Raw genomic sequence first — 17,547 nt, 5'->3', positions numbered from 1 at the left:
CCCGTCGGAACTTGGGTTCCGGCGGGCCCGACCTTTGGGCGTGGGCGCGCCGGTGGGTGTTAGCTGTCGCCGCCGGCGTTGCCGGTGGTGCCGGCGTTGATGTTGTGCAGGTCGTATTTCTCGGCGGCCTGGCGGGGCGCGTCGGGGTCGATCTGCCCGGTTTTGGCGAGCATTTGCAGGGCGCGGACGACGATGCTGTGGGAGTCGATCTTGAAGAACCTTCGGGCGGCGGCGCGGGTGTCGGAGAAGCCGAAGCCGTCGGCGCCCAGGGTCGCGAAGTCGTTGGGCAGGAACTGGCGGACCTGGTCCGGGACGGCCTTCATGTAGTCCGTGACGGCGACGACGGGTCCTTGCGCGCCGGCCATCTTTTCGGTGATGTACGGGGTGCGGGCGGGTTCGCCGGGGTGGAGGAACGCGTGTTCCTCGGCGGCGAGCCCGTCGCGGCGCAGTTCGGTCCAGGACGTCACGGACCACACGTCCGCGGCGACGCCCCACTCGGCGGCGAGGATGTCCGCGGCTTCCAGGGCCCAGGGCACGGCGACGCCGGAGGCGAGCAGCTGCGTGCGGGGCCCGTCGTGGTCGGTTTTTTTGAGCAGGTAGATGCCGCGGGTGATGCCCTCGACGTCCATGGCGGCCGGGGCCTTGGGCTGGAGGATCGGTTCGTTGTAGACGGTGAGGTAGTACATGACGTTGGGATCGGTGGAGTCGGGCCCGTACATGCGTTCCAGCCCGGCCTTGATGATGGCCCCGATCTCGTAGCCGTAGGCGGGGTCGTAGGTGATCACGGCGGTGTTGGTGGAGGCCAGGAGGGGGGAGTGGCCGTCGGCGTGCTGGAGGCCTTCCCCGGTCAGGGTGGTCCGTCCGGCGGTCGCGCCGATGATGAAGCCGCGGGTCATCTGGTCCCCGGCGGCCCAGAACTGGTCCCCGGTGCGTTGGAAGCCGAACATGGAGTAGAAGACGTAGATCGGGATCAACGGTTCCCCGTGCGTGGCGTACGCGGTCCCGGCGGCGGTGAACGCCGCGACGGAACCGGCCTCGTTGATGCCCGCGTGCACGATCTGCCCGGACACGGATTCCTTGTAGGCCAGGACCAGGTCCCGGTCCACGGAGAGGTAGTTCTGCCCGTTGGGGTTGTAGATCTTCGCGGTCGGGAAGAACGCGTCAATGCCGAAGGTGCGGGCCTCGTCCGGGATGATCGGCACGATCCGTGAACCGATGCCCTTGTCGCGCATCAGGTCCTTCAGGAGCCGCACGAACGCCATGGTCGTGGCGGCGTGCTGCTTGCCCGAGCCGCGGTTGGCGACCTCGTAGGTCTTCTCCCCGGGCAGCGCCAGCTCGGTGTGGGCGTGGCGGCGTTCGGGCAGGAACCCGCCCAGGGCGTGGCGGCGTTCCATGAGGTACTTGATTTCCGGGGCGTCCGGGCCGGGGTGGTAGTACGGGGGACGGTACGGGTCCGCTTCCAGGACCTCGTCGCTGATGGGCAGGCGCAGGTGGGTGCGGAAGTCCTTCAGGTCCTGCAGGGTCAGCTTTTTCATCTGGTGCGTGGAGTTGCGGGCCTCGAAGTGCGTGCCGAGCCCGTAGCCCTTCACGGTGTGGGCCAGGATCACGGTCGGCTTGCCCCGGAACTCCACCGCGGCCTGGTACGCGGCGTAGACCTTGTGGTAGTCGTGCCCGCCACGCTTGAGGTTCCACACCTCGTCGTCGGACAGGTGCGCGGCGAGTTCCTTCGTTTGCGGGGTCTGGCCGAAGAAGTGCTCGCGGACGAACCCGCCGGACTCGGCCTTGTACGTCTGGTAGTCCCCGTCCAGGGTCTCGTTCATGACCTTCACCAGGGAATGGTCCGTGTCGCGGGCCAGCAGGTCATCCCACTCCCGGCCCCACAGGACCTTGATGACGTTCCAGCCCGCGCCGCGGAAGAACGCCTCCAGTTCCTGGACGATCTTGCCGTTGCCGCGCACCGGCCCGTCCAGGCGCTGGAGGTTGCAGTTCACCACGAACGTGAGGTTGTCCAGCTTGTCGTTCGCCGCGAGCTGGAGCAGGCCCCGGGACTCGGGCTCGTCCATTTCCCCGTCGCCCAAAAACGCCCACACGTGCTGGTCGGAGGTGTCCTTGATGCCCCGGTTGTGCAGGTACCGGTTGGACTGGGCCTGGTAGATCGCGTTCATCGGCCCGATGCCCATCGACACCGTCGGGAACTCCCAAAAGTCCGGCATCAGCCGCGGATGCGGGTACGAGGACAGGGCATGGCCGGCCTTGGACTTTTCCTGCCTGAACCCGTCCAGGTCCTCCTCGGACAGGCGCCCCTCCAGGAACGCGCGCGCGTACATCCCCGGGGACGCGTGTCCCTGGAAAAAGACCTGGTCCCCGCCCCCGGCATGGTCCTTGCCCCGAAAGAAATGATTGAACCCGACCTCGTACAGGGTCGCCGCGCCCGCATACGTGGAAATGTGCCCGCCGACCCCGATGTCCGGACGCTGGGAACGATGGACCATCACCGCCGCGTTCCACCGCAACCACGCACGATACTTCCGCTCGATCTCCTCGTTGCCCGGAAACTCCGGCTCCTGGTCCGCAGGAATCGTGTTCACATAATCCGTCGTCGTCACCATCGGCACGCCAACACTCTGAGCCCCGGCACGCTGGAGCAGGCTGCGCATGATGAACTGCGCCCGCTCCGTGCCACGCTCACCAATCAACGCATCCAACGACTCCAACCACTCGGCCGTCTCCTCCGGATCACGATCAGGCAACGCATCCGTCAACCCGCTGAGGATATGAAAATTTTCTTTTGGCTGAAGCATTGATTTCTCTTTTCAGATCGCATTCGCACACCCCGGCGATGGTGAGGTGGCCTGTTTCCGCCCGTCGTGCGTTCTTCGTCGAACGAAGACTATGGGCTGGGGAAGTCCTTTGCGTGACATCGAACAATTTTTTTCACTGTGTGAAAGATAAATCTTGTATGTTGAGATTACTGGGTGTGGCGGCGTGATGCAACACATGTCCCGCATGGTGGATGGCTGGGACGGATAAGACGAAATTCGGGCAGCGCCACACTACGGGGCTGAGCCAAGCGCCGGCCGCCGCGTGCACGCCCAAAGCTGCCCGTCCGGGCGCGCCTGTGATGGGATGGAACCCAAGCCGCCATGACCCAGTTCCCAATGACCCAGGGTGCCAAGTACCCGCCCAAGAAGGAGCAGACATGAATGAACAGCCCGCGCCGCAGCAGCCGCAGGAAGACACCGGCGCCAAGGTGCTCGTCGTGACGGGCGCCGGGTCCGGGATCGGCCGTGCCGTGGCCCGACAGGCCCTTGTCGCCGGCTTCAACGTGGTTTTGGCGGGCCGGAGGGAAAACGAGCTGTTGGCAACCGCAGAAGGCCACGCGCAAGCGCTCGTGGTGCCCACCGACGTGTGCGACGAGGCGCAGGTGGCAGCTCTTTTCGCCCAGGCCGTGGAACGGTTTGGCCGCGTGGACGTGCTCTTCAACAACGCCGGCACCTTCGGGCCCTCGCAGTCGGTTGAGGAGATCTCCCTGGCAGACTGGAATGCCACGCTGGCCGTGAACCTCACCGGGTCCATGCTGTGCGCTGCCGGGGCCGTGCGCACCATGCAGCGCCAGAAACCCCAGGGCGGGCGGATCATCAACAACGGCTCCATTTCCGCCCACTCTCCGCGTCCACGATCCGTGGCGTACACCGTGAGCAAGCACGCCATGACCGGCCTGACCAAGTCCATTGAGCTGGATGGGCGGGCCTTCGGCATTAGCTGCGGCCAGATCGACATCGGCAACACCTCCACAGGGATCATGGCCACCCTTGACGTGGCCACGGGCGCCCTGCAGGCCGACGGCAGTCGGCGGGTGGAGCCTACCTTTCCGGTGGCCGACGCAGCCCGGGCCGTGTTGATGATGGCGCAGCTGCCGGCCTCGGCCACCATTGGCTCCCTGGTAATCACGGCCTCGGGAATGCCGTACATCGGCAGGGGCTGAACCGCCGCTCCAAACGCCGTCGGCCCCCAATCCATGTCTTGGAATGGGGGCCGACGGCGTTGCCGAAGGAACCGCTTGGTGCTTGGCTTCTTAGTGGTCGGCCTCGACCGGGCGGATGGGGACTTCCTTGCCTTCCGCGTCAAGGAGTTTGCCGTCTTCCCAGTGGTCGCCATGCTCCAGGCAGTCCACCACCTCGGCCGGGATGAGCCTGTCGGTTCCCGCGGCAAACACGGACGGGTTGTCAGGGTTGCCAAACTTGAAGTGGTTGAAGAGCAGATTCAGCAGAATCGCAACGACCGCGGCGGAGCTGATGCCGGATTCGAAGATGGTCCGGAACCAGGCGGGGAACTGGTCGTAGAACGTCGGGGCGGCAATCGGGATGACGCCGAAGGCCAGTGACGTGGCGACGATGATCAGGTTCATATTGTTTTTGTAGCTGACCGTGGACAGCGTGCGGATGCCGCTGGCGGCCACCGTGCCGAACAGGACAATGCCGGCACCACCGAGGACGGGGGTAGGGACGGCAGCCACGACGCGGCCCATGATGGGCAGGATGCCGAGGAGTACCAGGATGACGCCGCCGGCACCCACCACGAAGCGGCTCTTGATGCCCGTGACGGCCACGAGTCCCACGTTCTGGGCGAAGGCGCTTTGCGTGAAGGAGCCAAAGACGGGCGCCACGGCGCTGGAGATCATGTCGGCACGCAGTCCGTCGCCAAGGCGGCGGGAATCAATCTTGGTGTCCACGATGTCGCCCACGGCCAGGATGTCCGCCGACGTTTCGACCAGGGTCACCAGGATAACGATGATCATCGAGACGATCGCGGCCACGTGGAAGGTGGGCAGGCCGAGGTGGAACGGAGTGGGGAACGCGGCGATGGGACCATTGCCGACCTGGGAGAAGTCAGCCACCCCGAAGGCCGCTGCCACAATCGTGCCGATGATCATGGCCAGCAAGATGGACAGGCGTGAGATGGTGGCGCTGCCCAGCTTGCTCAGGAGCAGTACGATGACGAGGGTCAGAGCGGCCAGACCAATGTTGCCCATGCTGCCGTAATTGGGGGCCTTGCTGTTGCCGCCCATGGCCCAGTTGGCCGCCACCGGCAACAGCGACAGTCCGATGGTGGTGATGACGGTTCCGGTGACAACCGGAGGGAAGAAACGGATGATCTTGGAAAAGATGGGCGTAATCGCCAGGCCGACAAGGGAAGCCACGATGACCGCACCAAAGACGGCTTGGATCCCCAGGGGCTGACCGTCGCTGCCCTTGGTGCTGACGATTGCCAGCATGGTTGCCACACCGGCGAAGGAGACGCCCTGGACCAGCGGGAGCTGGGAGCCGAAGAACGGCACGCCCACCGTCTGGAGGATGGTTGCCAGGCCGCCCATGAAAAGGCAGGCCGCGATGAGCAGGCCGATGTTCGCGGAGTCCAGGCCGGCGGCCTGGCCGATGATCAGGGGTACGGCAACGATTCCCCCATACATGGTCAAAACATGCTGGAACCCGTAGGCAAAACTTGCCCCGATACCGAGCTTTTCATCTTCCGGCCGCAACGGTGCCGTGCGGCTGGCCGATTTCGATTTTCTGGTCATAGCGGACCTCCTTGTCTGCTTACCTCTACTAAAGTGCTGCGCCCAGGTTGGGTGCGACTATTCAGTGGGCGGGGACGTATGTGGTTCACCCCCGCCCACCGCGTGCTACTGGTGGTTCGAACTGCTGGTTTTAGCAGAAGCCTGCGACGCCGTCCCAGGCGTTGCCGGCATCCGATGCGTTTTCACGCAGGACGGTTCCCTCGATCAGGCCGTAGGGACGGTCTGCGGCGAAGAAGACCTCGTTGGGGTTGTCTTGGCCGAATGGCGAGAGGTCAACGAGGAAGTGGTGCTTGTTCGGCATGGAGAACTTGATCTCGTCAATCTCCGGGTGGGCCTGAAGGACCTTCGTGCCCATTTCGAACATCGTGGTCTGCAGGGCGTGGGAGAAGTTCTCGCTGAAGCCCTCCAGCAACAGCGCCTTCACGCTCTCGTAGGAGGCGTTGAAGTCAAAGTCTCCGCTGACCTTGGCCGGGTTGAAGCGCCAGCGGGCTGCAACATCCGTGCTCATGATCCTCTCGTTGGTTTCCTGCAGGGTGGTGTACTTGTCCCGCGGGAAGCCCTCGAAGCCGGACTGGGTGGACTTGAGAACGGTGAGGTTGCTCAGGCCACCGAGGATGTGCGTGTCCGCGCCATCCTTGACGACGACGGCCGTGCGGATCTCCTGGTTGCTCTTGACGAAGGAGTGGTCGTGGCCCTGGCCGCCGGCCTGGATGCGGTTCCAGGCGTACTGCTCGGCCGCCCAGCGGCCGCCGGTGACCCAGTCAAACTCGCTGGTGAAGTGGTCGCCGAGGCGGACCAGGAAGGCTTCGGGGGAGCCGACGCCGTCACGGGCAAAGCCGTAGACGGTGTTCTTCTGGGTGTCGGTGGGGACCACGTGGCCGTTGTCGCCCTCGAGGTGGGCGGCCTGGAAGTCGCCGCGCAGCTGGGAGGTGACGTTGAGGTCTTCGACCTCGTGGCGGTCGGTGTCGCGGGTGATCTTGACCAGGCGGACCTCGGCCTTGCCGTACTGGTTGGCGCCCAGGATGATGTTGTTCTCAGTCATGATTAACTTCCTCGGTATGTCGAATAGGCGAATGGACTCAGCAGCAGCGGCACGTGGTAGTGCCCCTGGCTCTCCTCGACCGCAAAGGTCAGGGTTACCTCCGGAAAGAAGGTGTCCGTATTGATGCCGGCGAAGTAGGCTCCCGTGTCGAACTGCAGCTGGTAGTTGCCGCTTTGCAGCCGCTCGGGGCCAAGGTCTTTCACCCGCCCGTCAGCATCAGTGGTGCCCGACGCAATCTGGACCCATGCCCCGCCGTCGCGGGCGTAAAGCTCGACGGCGACACCTGCTGCGGGTTTCCCTGCCGCGGTATCCAGAATGTGGGTGGTTATATGGGAGACGCTCACGCGCTCATCACTCCTTCGAGTCGCAGCAGTGCAATTTCGCGAAGCTGCTCGGCTACTATGAGGTTTTCTTCCTCAGCGGTGTTGTCCATGCGCTGGTGAAGGGTGTTGATGATCTCCTGCGGGCTGCGTCCTGCGGCCCGGATCAGGAAGACCTGGTCAAATTTGGCTTCGTAGGCACGGTTTCCCTCAGCCAAGGCGCGCACGATCTGTTCGTTGGCGGGATCCACTGCTGACTGTTCCTGGCGGGACAGCTCCGCTTCGGCTCCCGCTCCGGCAGCCCGCTCACCGATCCGGGGATGGTGGGCCATGGCAGAGGCTACTTCGTCAGCCGTGAAGGGGCTGGCAGCGTTTCCGGCCATCTCCATGAGCTCGCGAACGCTGGAGAACGGGCGGGCCGCGATGATCTCGCGAGCCCAACGCTCGATGTCAATGCAGGGGCGAAGTGCGGCCAAAACCTCGTCCGGCGCGGCTTCGTTGAAGTGTTCAAGCAACATGGCTTGGGCTGTCCTAGCGACTCGATGCTGGCATTCACGGCGTTGGCTATACGAAAGAATATTTTCGTATCGTGAAACTGTTATTTCAGCATATGAATAGTGAACAGCATCACATGAACGTTGTCAATGCCGAGTTCTTGTTTCGTTGCCGGTCCCTTGCCTGTCCGCTGGAACAGCTGAGGCCCGGGAGTGCGCCACTTTTGTGCGTGGCGCACTCCCGGGCCTTCACTACGTGCAGGGCAGGATGGAACCCGCCGGCACGGCTCGCCCTGGGGGACCCTAGAGGCCCAGCTCACGGCGCAGGCGTGCAACGTGGCCGTCTGCGGCAACGTTGTACTCGGCGGACTGGACGGTGCCGTCGGCGTTGACCACAATGGTCGAGCGAAGCGTTCCAATCAGCGTGGTTCCGTTGATTTTTTTCTCGCCCCAGGCGCCCCACGCCTCTGCAGCCTCGTGATTGACGTCGGAAAGCAGGGGGAAGTTCAGCTCGAATTCCTCCGTGAACTTCGCAAGGTCTTCCTGCGGATCGGTGGAGATGCCCACGACGTCAACCCCGGCGCTGTTGAGCGCTGAGAGGCTGTCGCGAAAGTCGCAGGCCTCGGTGGTGCAGCCGGGAGTGGCGGCCTTCGGGTAGAAATAGACCACCACCCGGCGCCCGGCGTAATCGGCCAGTGAGACCTGCCCTCCGGCGGCGTTGGGTAGGGAAAAGTTCGGTGCCGGGTTTCCGGCGGCAAGTTGTGCAGGCATGGTGCTCCCAGGTTGGTTTCTCGGACGTCACGGCTCTGTGATTTTCATATTATGAAATATGAATTCTGTCAGATGAAAAGATTCTAAGGTGGTGGCCGGTTCCCGTCAACGTTTGTGACGCGTGACCCGGCCCCTGAGACTAGCCGGACGGCTGCGCCGCCAGCCAGGCCAGGATGTCGTCGCGGCGGATGCGCCGGTGCGAGCCGCGGTACTGCACGGGGATGTCCCCGCGGTCGGTCATGTTGCGCAGGAACGTGTGGGAGATCCCGGCCAGCTCGGCCGCCTGCGAGGTGGTGAGGAGCTCCGCCACGCTGGCCACCGTCACCGCCTCGCCGCGGGAGAGCCGCTCCAGGAGATCGACGACGGCGTCCCTGGCCGAGGGCGCCAGGCGGTGCGCCGTGCCATCCACGAAGACGGTGACGTCGCGGCTCCCGGCGAGTGTCCTGGCCAAGGCGGCCCGTTCGCCGGGGCCCAGCCCGGTCACTTTCGGCGCATCCTGACTCATGCCAGCCACGCTATCAGCGTGATCCGCTGCTGCCCAGTGCGGCCGTCCACGCCCTGGCCATCGCTGCCGCAAGGCGCCGCGCGCCCTGTCCCCAGCCGCACAGGTAGTGTTTGGGCCATGACAGAAAAGATCAGCACTGCCCTGCTGGGATACGGGCTGGCCGGCAGCGTTTTCCACGCCCCTTCCCTGGAAGCGTTGGAGGAATTCAGCCTCGACGTCGTCGTCACTTCCGACCCCGGCCGGCAGGCCGCCGCGCGGGCCGCGCACCCCCAGGCCAGGGTGGTGGGCCGGGACGAATGGGTCCACGCGGGCGAAGGCCTGGACCTGGTGGTCGTGGCCACCCCGCCCGCAACCCACATGGCACTGGCGCGGGAGGCGCTGGAAGGCGGGTGCGCCGTCGTGGTTGACAAGCCCTTCACCGTGACAAGCGCCGAAGGGGAGGCGCTCATTGCCCTCGCCGGCGAAAAGGGCCTGGTATTGACCACGTATCAAAACCGGCGGTGGGATGGGGAGTACCTGACGCTGAAGAAGCTCCTCGCCGAGGGCACGCTCGGGCAGGTGCGGCGCTTTGAATCGCGGCTGGAACGGTGGCAGCAGGACATCACGAAGGAGTGGAAGGCGCAGGCCACGGCGGCGGACGGCGGCGGCATCCTGTACGACCTCGGCACGCACCTGATTGACCAGGCGCTGCAGCTTTTCGGCCCGCCCGTGCGTGTATACGGCGAGGCGGCCGCCCGCCGGCCGGGGGAGAAGGCCGACGACGACGCCTTCGTGGCGCTCGAACATGCCGGCGGCGTGGTGTCGCACCTGTGGATGAACCTCAACGTGCCCCAGCGCGGGCCCCGGCTGCGAGTCCTGGGGTCCGAGGCGGCCTTCACCAAGGACCTGGCCGACCAGCAGGAGGCCCAGCTGGCGGCCGGCATCCTGCCCGGCGACCCCGCGTACGGCGTGGACCCGGAGGAAAACTGGGGGCTGGTGGGCCGCGACGGCGCCCTGCACCCGGTGCCCACCGAACGCGGCAACTTCACGGGCTTTTACGAGGTCCTGGCCAGCGCCCTTCTGGACGGCGCGCCGGTTCCGGTGGATCCGGCCGACTCCGTGGCGGCGCTGCGTGTCATTGAAGAGGTACGCAGGCAGCTGTCCTAGGCGGCCGACGTGGCTGCCGGACAAAGTATGCTGGCCCTAGGATTTGCCCCTCCCGGGGCAGGCTGGATGCAGGGCAAAAATGGGGGGATGGTGACCATGGACGACGCCGGTGTGCAGGGTGGGGCAGGGCACTCGCGTTTGGCGCTGTCCGAACCAACCAAGAAGGTCCGGATGCGCTGGACCATGTCGGTGGTGCTGGTCAACGTGGGCATCAACACGGCCTTCTTCGGCCCGATACAGGTCCTGCTGGGCCAGCAGGCCATCCACTTCAGCGAGCCGGACAAGGAAGCCATCCTGGCCCTGGTGACCGGCGCCGGGGCCGCCGTGTCCCTCGTGGCCAACCCCTTGTTCGGCACGTTCAGCGACAGGTCCGTCTCGCGCTTTGGGCGGCGCGTGCCGTGGGTGTTCATTGGCGCCGTGCTGGGCACCATCGGCCTGCTCGGCTTGGCCGTGGCCCCCGGTGTCGCCGCCATGGTGCTGCTGTGGTGCCTGGTGCAGCTGGGCTGCAACGGCGCGCTGGCGGCCATCACGGCCGCGGTGCCCGACCAGGTGCCCGTCCGCCAGCGCGGCACGATCGGCGGGCTGGCGTCCATGGGGACGGTGGTGGGAATTCTGCTGGGCGCCGCCGTGGGCGCCGTCGTCGCCGGGAACTTTGCGCTGGGATACATCCTGTGCGCCATCGCGCTCGTGGCAGGCATGGTGCCTTACCTGTTTCTGTCCAACGACCACGTCCTGGCCGCGGCCGACCGCCCTCAGTTCACCTGGGCGGCATTCTTTGCCGGATTCTGGATCTCGCCCCGGCGCTACCCGGACTTTGCGTGGGCCTGGCTCACCCGATTCCTGGTCAACGTGGGCAACCACCTGGTGACGTTGTACCTGCTGTTCTTCCTCCGCGACGCCGTGGGCTTCGCCAACCCGGAATTCGGCGTTCTGGTCCTGACCGGCATCTACGCCGTCCTGACGCTGGTCACGGCGGTCATTGGCGGGCGGTGGACGGACCGGGTGGGCAGACGCAAGCCCTTTGTGATTGCCTCCTCCGCCATCATCGCCCTGGCCGCGCTGATCCTGGCCTTCGCGCCCACGTGGACCGGGGCCCTGGCGGGTGCCGCGGTCCTCGGGGTCGGCTACGGCGCCTACCTGGCCGTGGACTTTGCGCTGTTGACGCAGGTGCTGCCGTCAGCCGCCAGCCGGGGCAAGGACCTGGGCGTGATCAACGTGGCGAACTCCCTGCCGCAGGTCATTGTGCCCGTCATCGCCCTGCCGCTGGTCACCGAACTGGGCGGCTACGTCACGCTGTACGTGGTGGCGGCCGTGATCGGCCTGCTGGGGGCCGTGTTTGTGGTCAAGATCAAGGGCGTGGACTGAGGTTCGACGCCGGAAAACGTCCGGGCCGCCCGCTCAGGGGAAGAACACCATCTTGACCAGCGCCGCCGTGCCCACCACGACGATGGTGGCGCGCAGGGCCATGGGCGGCAGTTTCCGGCCGAACTTCGCGCCCACCATCCCGCCGAGCAGGGACCCCACCGCGATGAGGGCCGTGACCCTCCAGTCGATGTAGTGCCAGGCGACCAGCATGAACGTCACGGCCGCTATGCCGTTGACGGCCGTGGTGAGCACGTTCTTGACGGCGTTGATCTGCTGCAGCGCCACCGTGGTCATGATGCTCATCAGCCCGACAATCAAAATGCCCTGGGCTGCGCCAAAATATCCGCCGTACATGCCCAGCACGAAGATGGCCGCAACCAGGCCGACGGCGCCGCGCGAGGGCCCGCGCCGGGGACCCGTGTAGCGCCGCTTGGCCAACAGGCGCTGCAACGCGGGGCCGAACGCCACCATGAGGAGGCCGATGATGATCAGCACCGGGACAATCGTGCTGAAGGCCGACGCCGGAAGGACGAGCAGGAGCAGCGCCCCCACCAGCCCGCCGGCGGCCGATGCCGGCAGCAGCCGCTTGATCATGTCCTTGTTGGGCGCCAATTCCTTGCGGTATCCCCAGGTCCCGGACAGCCCGCCGGCCACGAGGCCGATGTTGTTGGAGATGTTCGCCGTCAGGGGCGGGAAGCCAAATAGCAGCAGCACAGGGAACGTCACGAGCGTGCCGGACCCGACGACAACATTGATCATGCCGGCCCAAAGGCCCGCCAGAAATATTGCCCCCGCTTCAAGCATGTGCCATCCGTTCCGGTATTCGCGCTGGAAGTTGCCTTCAAAGCCCGCACGCCGGAGCGGCGCCAGGGCCTTTCAAAGTCTACTGTCCGGCCGGCGGCGAACCTGCCCTGTTACTTCGCCACCCGCCTGGCAACCTGGAAGTGGCCGTCTGCGTGGACGGTGACGTAGCGGATGCCGGGGAACCGGGCCTCGGCCTCCGTGGCCGTCGTCGTGTCGGCTGTGCCGGCGCGGCCGGAAACATCCATGAGGACATAGTCCGGCGCCGGGTTCGTGTTCCCCACCCAGTACACCTCGTCGCGGTCCACCAGGTAGCTCATGAGGCTGATGTCCGTTTCCACACTCACCCCGCTGGGGACGGCTGCCAGCGCGCTGTAGGCGGCGGCGTTGCCCGCGGTGGAAAAGTCCCGTGCGGGGTGCAGGAGCCTGCCGAACGCGAAATGGCCGCTGAGCGACACCGCCACCAGGGCCAGGGCCACCCCGGAAAGCAGCCGCAGCTTCGCCGAATCAAGCACCTTGCGGCGGGACAGCGCGTCCAGGGCGGCGCAAAACACCACCGGCATCAACACGGCGCTGTACTGCCAGTCCTGCCCCCAGTAGTAGGGCAGGTCGCCGAGGAACCGCCACGCCAGCGTGGGCAGCACGAGCAGGACCAGCGGCGAAAACAAGGCCAAGCCGGCGGTGATGGCTGCCAGCAGCAGCACGGTGGCCACCTTGTCCTTTTGGAACAACGACGCCGGATCCGCCAGGAAGCCGGCAAGGTCCAGTTGGCTGCGGTACGCCCACGGCGAGCCGTGGTTCAGGGCGGGCAGGAAGACCTGTGTGGCCAGCACAAACCAGGCCACGCCCCACGCCGCCAGCCACAGTCCGGCGGGCCTGCGCGAACGGTGCGCCATGGCCAGCCCCAGGACGAGCACAGTCAGGCCCAGGTCCTCCTTGACGAAGACCAGCAGCGCCGCCCAGATCCAGGCCTGCCGCCACTTTTCCTCGAGCAGGGCACAGAGCGACAGCGCCAGGAAGGGGACGGCAAAGGCAATCTCGTGGAACTGCGCGTCCACGGCCGACTGCAGGCCCCAGCTCAGCGCGTAGGCGATGCCGAGGCAGGCGCCCGGGATCCCTCCGAGGCGTTTGACGGCGAGGTGGGCAATGACGGCCACCGACGCCGCGAACAGCAGGTCTTGCGCCACGAGCAGGGTGAAGGCGCTGGGGAAAAGGCGGTACACGGGACCCAACAGCACCAGGATCGGGTGGAAGTGGTCGCCGAGAAGGTTGAACCCCTGGCCCTTGATGCTGACGATCGGCGCCTGGAAGTGTGCGTAGTCTTTGGCCAGCTGGGTGAAGATGCCCAGGTCCCAGGACCGGATGGCGAAGCTTGTCCACTGCAGCCATGAATACAGCATGTAGACCACCAACGCGCCGATCCCCAGCAGGCCGGCCACGGCCCGGGGGCCGCCGGAAGCACCGTGCAGGCCGGGACGCACGGCGGTCCGGCCCAGGCGTCGCGGCGGCGCCTTGCCGGGGGAGGCTCCGCCCGGTGAGGGGCCGCGGTCCTTCGTTGCAGTCACGCTTGAAAGTCTAGGCCGTCGCGCGGGCGCCGGGCACGCGCCGCCGTCGTCCGCCCCGTTGACATTGGAGATCACCACGCCCCGCCCCGTTGACATTGGAGATCACCACGCCTTCGCAGGAGCGTTGAGGTGGTGATCTCGAACGTCAACGCGTGGAGCGGTGGTGATCTCGAACATCAACGGGGGCGGGGCGCGAGGTGGGAGGATGGCCGGATGGACCCACAAATCATCTGGACGGTCATCTGCGGCGTCGCCATCCTGGTGGGCGCCGCCGGCGTGATCATCCCGGTGCTGCCCGGCAGCCTGCTCATCGGCGTGAGCCTGCTGGCCTGGGCCCTGGCGCTGGGCCAGCCCGAGGGCTGGGTGGTGTTCGCCGTGGGCGCGCCGCTGCTGGCCGCCGGAATGGTCTCCAGCACCGTGCTCACCGGCCGGGCGATGAAGGCGCGGGCCATTCCGGGCCGGTCCGTTGTCGCCGGCCTGGTGCTGGGCGTGGCCGGATTCTTTGTGATCCCCGTGGTGGGGCTGCTGCTTGGATTCGCCGTCGGACTCTTTCTCGCCGAGGTGGCGCGGCACAAGAGCCTGAAGCCGGCCGTGTCCTCCTCCATCGCCGCGCTGAAGGCCACGGGCCTGGGCATGCTGGCCGAATTTGGCTTCGCCTCACTCGCGGCGGGGATCTGGGCGGCCGGTGTCCTGGTGTACTTCCTCAACCGCTGAGCCGGCTCACTCCAGATTCAGGGACACCTTCAGGGCCGCCATGGGGCCGCCGCACTTTTCGTTGCCGCCCACCCTGGTCCAGTTCAGGATGTTGGACTGCTGGCCCAGCACCATTCCGGCCGCGTCAAAGGCACTGAAGGTGACGGACGACGACGGTTGCGCACCGACATTGAGGAGCCAGGAGCCGTCCCGCTGGCGGGCCAGCATGGCGGACCCGCCGTCGGCCTGCTTGGCAAAGGTGGGCGTGAGCGGGACGCACTTGGCGCCGTCGCAGGCCGTGACGGCATCCACGCGGGCAACGGCCGCCTCGTTCCCCGTCACTGTCAACGTCACGTGGTTGCGCCATGACGGCGGCGGGCAGCCGCCCGAATCCTTGTCCATCACAATGGCGCCGATGATGAACGCCATGCACAGGGCCGCCACGAACGGGACCAAAAGAAATTCCACGCGGCGGCGGGGCGGAGGGACGGCGGACATGCAGTCATGCTAGCCAACGGAACTGGACGTTTCCTTACAACTTACTGGGTTCCAGTGGCCATTTTCCGAGCCCGGGATCATCCCAGCCAGCGCGCGGCAGTGCCCACGATCCCCAGCCCCACGTAGCCGCTGAGAGGAACCAGCAGCGTCCATTCGCGCCAGGAACCGGCGTTGCCGAGGACGGGCAGCGCCACATTGCCGTTGCGTTTCCACAAGAAGGGCACCAGCGGCAGTTTCCGCGCCAGCCGCGGGGGTCGGATCCGCAGCGGCCACAACAGATTGCAGCCGCCCGTGGTCAGCATGTCCCCGGCAACATGCACCGCCGCGCCCAGCCCCACCGCCAGCGGGAACCAGAACTGGTCCTGCGGGGCGAAGAAGGTGATGAAAACGCCCACGGCGATCCCCAGGACCCACGGAAACCTGCGCATGGTGTCGGGGATGAACTTCAGGGCCTTGGCCGCGAACGACGCCAGCAGCACGGTCAGGACCCCGGCTCCGGGATAGATCACGCCGAAAGGTTCCAGGTGCGCGGTCCACATTCCCGCCAGCATGGAGATGAACACAAAGACGGCCAGGCCCAGCAGGGAGTGGGTGCCATGCCGGTGCCCGCCGGACAGGCGCCCCACCTGGACGCACATGGCGTTGGAGACCGGCGGCAGCGAGTGCGCAATCGTGGCCTTCCGGTGGTCGGCGTCGGGCAGCAGCGCCGCGCCCGCCGTGACGATGGTGCCGGCCAGCACCCCGGCGGCGCCGACGTGCAAAAGCCCCAGTCCGACGTCGAACCCGTGCGGCAGGAACGGCAGCACCGCGGCGGCACCACCCGTGTCAACGTGGAAGCGGGTGGTCAGCGCCAGCCAGGCGGCGGCCCCGCAGGCGGCGTGGTGGGGTCCCATCATGACGTTTCCTTTCGGCGCGGGTGGATCCCTCAACGCTCGGAGGAAAAAGACGCAAGCACCACAGTAAGGCCACGGACGGACAAAGTCGTGTTGGCGCCGCCGTGAAATGCGCCCCATCGCGATACCGTAGCCCCATGGCAAAGGATTCAAGGCACGACGGCGGCCTGCGGCTCACCGTGAACGTTCCCATGCGCTGGGGGGACATGGACGCGTACGGACACATCAACAACGTGGAGGTGCTGCGCATCATGGAGGAGGCCCGCATCCACGCGTTCGGCCCCCCGGCGGGCACCGGGCTGCCGGGCGTCGACGTGGAGCTGCCCATCTTTTCCGACCTGCCGGAAGGCACGCAGGCGCTGGTGGTCGAGCACCGGGTGAAGTACCTGGTGCCGCTGAACTACCGCAACGTCCCGGCCCGGATCGAGGTGTGGATCAGCGCGGTCAAGGGGGCCAGCCTCACAGTGGCCTACGCCATTTTCGATCCGGTCACCCGCGTGAAGTGCGCCATGGCGGAAACCACCATCGCGTTCTTCCACGAGGGAAGCGGGACCGTCCTGCGCATTGCGGCGGAAAAGAAGGCGCAGCTGGCACCGCTTCTCGGCGAGGCGAACTTTCACTGAAATTTTCAGGCCGCCGCGGCGGTTACACCGACATGACAACACTGGGAATCATCGGGGCAGGACACATCGGCAGCCAGATTGCACGCAAGGCGGTACAGCTTGGGTATGACGTGGTCATCAGCAATTCGCGGGGGCCGGAAACCCTCGCCGGCCTCGTGGAGGAGCTGGGCCCGCGCGCCCGGGCCGCCACGGCACGGGAAGCGGCGGAGGCGGCCGATTTCGCCGTCGTCACGGTCCCCCTGAAGAGCTACCTGGACATTCCGGCGGAACCGCTGGCCGGCAAGGTGGTCATTGACACCAACAACTACTATTGGGAACGCGACGGCCGCGTTCCCGCCCTGGACAACGGCGAGGCCACCACCTCCGGTCTGCTGCAGGCGCACCTGGCGGAGTCAAAGGTGGCCAAGGGCTTCAACCATATCCTGGCAGCGGACATCACCACCGCCGGCACGCCCGCAGGCACCGAAAACCGCCGGGCCCTGGCCACCGCCAGCGACCACGCGGACGCCGCGGACCTGGTCACACGCCTGTACGACGAGTTCGGCTTCGACACCGTGAACATCGGGACGCTGTCCGAGAGCTGGCGGGTGGAACGCGACCGCCCGGCCTACGTGGTGCGGCAAAACGCGGCAGAGCTCGCCGAGAACCTGGCGAAGGCGCCGCGGGTGGTTTAGCGCGCAGGACGGGGCCGGCCTCCCGGGCGGGTCCGGTCCTTCCGGCGGCCGCCCTACGCTGCCGGATTGCGGCGTTCGACGAGGATGCCGTCCGCATCGGCGTAGACCATCGCTTCCGGCCAAATGGTGATGGCGCCCAGCTGCACGGGGACATCCACCTCCCCGATGCCGTCCTTGGCGCTCTTGACCGGGTTGGTGCCCAGGGCCTTCACACCCAGCGGCAGCGTGTCCACCACCTCGCTGTCGCGGATGGCGCCGTTGATGATGACCCCGGACCAGCCATTCTCCACGGCGGACCGGGCAATCATGTCCCCCATCAGGGCGGTTTCCAGCGAGCCGCCGCCGTCGATCACCAGCACCGCGCCGTTGCCGGGCGTCGCCAGCAGGGCCTTGGCCAGGGCGTTGTCCTGGAAGCAGCGGACGGTGCGGGCAGGTCCGCTGAATTCGGTGCGGGTGCCAAAATCGCGGAACTGCAGGGAAACGGAGGCCAGTTCGGTGCCGTGTTCGTCGTAGAGGTCAGCCGTAGTGAATGTCATGGTGCCAGCCTATGCGGCCGCGGGTGCGCCGTCACGGCCAATT

At 66.5% G+C, this 17,547-nt stretch carries 18 protein-coding genes; 6 read left to right on the top strand and 12 right to left on the bottom strand.

Annotated elements, in window-relative coordinates:
* Positions 1 to 59 precede the first annotated feature (59 nt).
* Positions 60 to 2,801 (bottom strand): pyruvate dehydrogenase (acetyl-transferring), homodimeric type, encoded by a 2,742-nt coding sequence (gene aceE, locus DMB86_RS01655; RefSeq protein ID WP_113716280.1) that lies wholly within the window; start codon positions 2,799 to 2,801, stop codon positions 60 to 62.
* 398 nt (positions 2,802 to 3,199) lie between these two features.
* On the opposite strand from aceE, the gene DMB86_RS01650 reads away from it, so the two are divergent.
* Positions 3,200 to 3,985 carry an SDR family oxidoreductase gene (locus tag DMB86_RS01650; protein WP_113716279.1) on the top strand — a complete coding sequence of 262 codons (786 nt, stop codon included), beginning with the start codon at positions 3,200 to 3,202 and terminating at the stop codon, positions 3,983 to 3,985.
* Positions 3,986 to 4,075: 90 nt separating this feature from the next.
* Here the strand turns inward: DMB86_RS01650 and DMB86_RS01645 are convergent, their stop codons facing one another.
* The 6 genes from DMB86_RS01645 to DMB86_RS01620 all read right to left on the bottom strand — a co-directional run bounded on the left by DMB86_RS01645 (position 4,076) and on the right by DMB86_RS01620 (position 8,710).
* Positions 4,076 to 5,578, bottom strand: a complete 1,503-nt coding sequence (locus DMB86_RS01645) for a nucleobase:cation symporter-2 family protein (protein ID WP_113716278.1) — start codon at positions 5,576 to 5,578, stop codon at positions 4,076 to 4,078.
* A 130-nt stretch (positions 5,579 to 5,708) separates the two neighbouring features.
* Complete coding sequence (pucL, locus tag DMB86_RS01640) at positions 5,709 to 6,620, bottom strand: factor-independent urate hydroxylase (protein WP_113716277.1); 912 nt, start codon at positions 6,618 to 6,620, stop codon at positions 5,709 to 5,711.
* Between the two features lie 2 nt (positions 6,621 to 6,622).
* A complete protein-coding gene (uraH, locus tag DMB86_RS01635; RefSeq protein ID WP_113716276.1) occupies positions 6,623 to 6,964 on the bottom strand; it encodes a hydroxyisourate hydrolase in 342 nt (113 codons plus the stop codon).
* Complete coding sequence (gene uraD, locus DMB86_RS01630; protein WP_113716275.1) at positions 6,961 to 7,458, bottom strand: 2-oxo-4-hydroxy-4-carboxy-5-ureidoimidazoline decarboxylase; 498 nt, start codon at positions 7,456 to 7,458, stop codon at positions 6,961 to 6,963. Before uraD ends, uraH begins: the two co-directional genes overlap by 4 nt.
* 279 nt (positions 7,459 to 7,737) lie before the next feature.
* Entirely contained in the window at positions 7,738 to 8,205 is a 468-nt protein-coding gene (gene bcp, locus DMB86_RS01625; protein ID WP_113716274.1) for a thioredoxin-dependent thiol peroxidase, read from the bottom strand.
* Positions 8,206 to 8,344: 139 nt separating this feature from the next.
* Positions 8,345 to 8,710 (bottom strand): helix-turn-helix domain-containing protein, encoded by a 366-nt coding sequence (locus DMB86_RS01620; protein ID WP_113716273.1) that lies wholly within the window; start codon positions 8,708 to 8,710, stop codon positions 8,345 to 8,347.
* A gap of 117 nt (positions 8,711 to 8,827) precedes the next feature.
* On the opposite strand from DMB86_RS01620, the gene DMB86_RS01615 reads away from it, so the two are divergent.
* Both DMB86_RS01615 and DMB86_RS01610 read left to right on the top strand, forming a co-directional pair.
* Entirely contained in the window at positions 8,828 to 9,856 is a 1,029-nt protein-coding gene (locus DMB86_RS01615; RefSeq protein WP_113716272.1) for a Gfo/Idh/MocA family protein, read from the top strand.
* 87 nt (positions 9,857 to 9,943) lie between these two features.
* Positions 9,944 to 11,221 (top strand): MFS transporter, encoded by a 1,278-nt coding sequence (locus DMB86_RS01610; protein ID WP_113716271.1) that lies wholly within the window; start codon positions 9,944 to 9,946, stop codon positions 11,219 to 11,221.
* 33 nt (positions 11,222 to 11,254) lie between these two features.
* On the opposite strand, the gene DMB86_RS01605 is transcribed toward DMB86_RS01610, so the two are convergent.
* Both DMB86_RS01605 and DMB86_RS01600 read right to left on the bottom strand, forming a co-directional pair.
* Positions 11,255 to 12,025: a sulfite exporter TauE/SafE family protein gene (locus tag DMB86_RS01605; RefSeq protein ID WP_113716270.1), complete on the bottom strand. Its 771-nt coding sequence runs from the start codon at positions 12,023 to 12,025 to the stop codon at positions 11,255 to 11,257.
* A 110-nt stretch (positions 12,026 to 12,135) separates the two neighbouring features.
* Positions 12,136 to 13,587 carry a DUF2079 domain-containing protein gene (locus tag DMB86_RS01600; protein WP_171814328.1) on the bottom strand — a complete coding sequence of 484 codons (1,452 nt, stop codon included), beginning with the start codon at positions 13,585 to 13,587 and terminating at the stop codon, positions 12,136 to 12,138.
* 213 nt (positions 13,588 to 13,800) lie between these two features.
* Between DMB86_RS01600 and DMB86_RS01595 the strand changes: the two genes are divergently transcribed.
* Positions 13,801 to 14,301: a DUF456 domain-containing protein gene (locus DMB86_RS01595; protein WP_113716268.1), complete on the top strand. Its 501-nt coding sequence runs from the start codon at positions 13,801 to 13,803 to the stop codon at positions 14,299 to 14,301.
* A 6-nt stretch (positions 14,302 to 14,307) separates the two neighbouring features.
* Here the strand turns inward: DMB86_RS01595 and DMB86_RS01590 are convergent, their stop codons facing one another.
* Positions 14,308 to 14,778, bottom strand: coding sequence for a hypothetical protein (locus DMB86_RS01590; RefSeq protein ID WP_113716267.1), 471 nt, complete (start codon positions 14,776 to 14,778; stop codon positions 14,308 to 14,310).
* A gap of 77 nt (positions 14,779 to 14,855) precedes the next feature.
* Entirely contained in the window at positions 14,856 to 15,674 is an 819-nt protein-coding gene (locus DMB86_RS01585) for a metal-dependent hydrolase (protein WP_113716266.1), read from the bottom strand.
* A gap of 134 nt (positions 15,675 to 15,808) precedes the next feature.
* Between DMB86_RS01585 and DMB86_RS01580 the strand changes: the two genes are divergently transcribed.
* Together DMB86_RS01580 and DMB86_RS01575 are read left to right on the top strand one after the other, a co-directional pair.
* On the top strand, positions 15,809 to 16,294 hold the full coding sequence (locus DMB86_RS01580; RefSeq protein ID WP_113716265.1) for an acyl-CoA thioesterase: 486 nt from the start codon (positions 15,809 to 15,811) through the stop codon (positions 16,292 to 16,294).
* 32 nt (positions 16,295 to 16,326) lie between these two features.
* Complete coding sequence (locus DMB86_RS01575) at positions 16,327 to 16,968, top strand: NADPH-dependent F420 reductase (RefSeq protein ID WP_113716264.1); 642 nt, start codon at positions 16,327 to 16,329, stop codon at positions 16,966 to 16,968.
* A gap of 53 nt (positions 16,969 to 17,021) precedes the next feature.
* Here DMB86_RS01575 and rraA read toward each other — a convergent pair whose 3' ends face one another.
* Entirely contained in the window at positions 17,022 to 17,504 is a 483-nt protein-coding gene (gene rraA, locus DMB86_RS01570) for a ribonuclease E activity regulator RraA (protein ID WP_113716263.1), read from the bottom strand.
* Positions 17,505 to 17,547: the final 43 nt, after the last annotated feature.

The sequence above is a fragment of the Arthrobacter dokdonellae genome (genome assembly GCF_003268655.1).
Classification (GTDB): Bacteria; Actinomycetota; Actinomycetes; order Actinomycetales; family Micrococcaceae; genus Specibacter; species Specibacter dokdonellae.
This window is presented reverse-complemented; position numbering and strand designations above follow the sequence as displayed.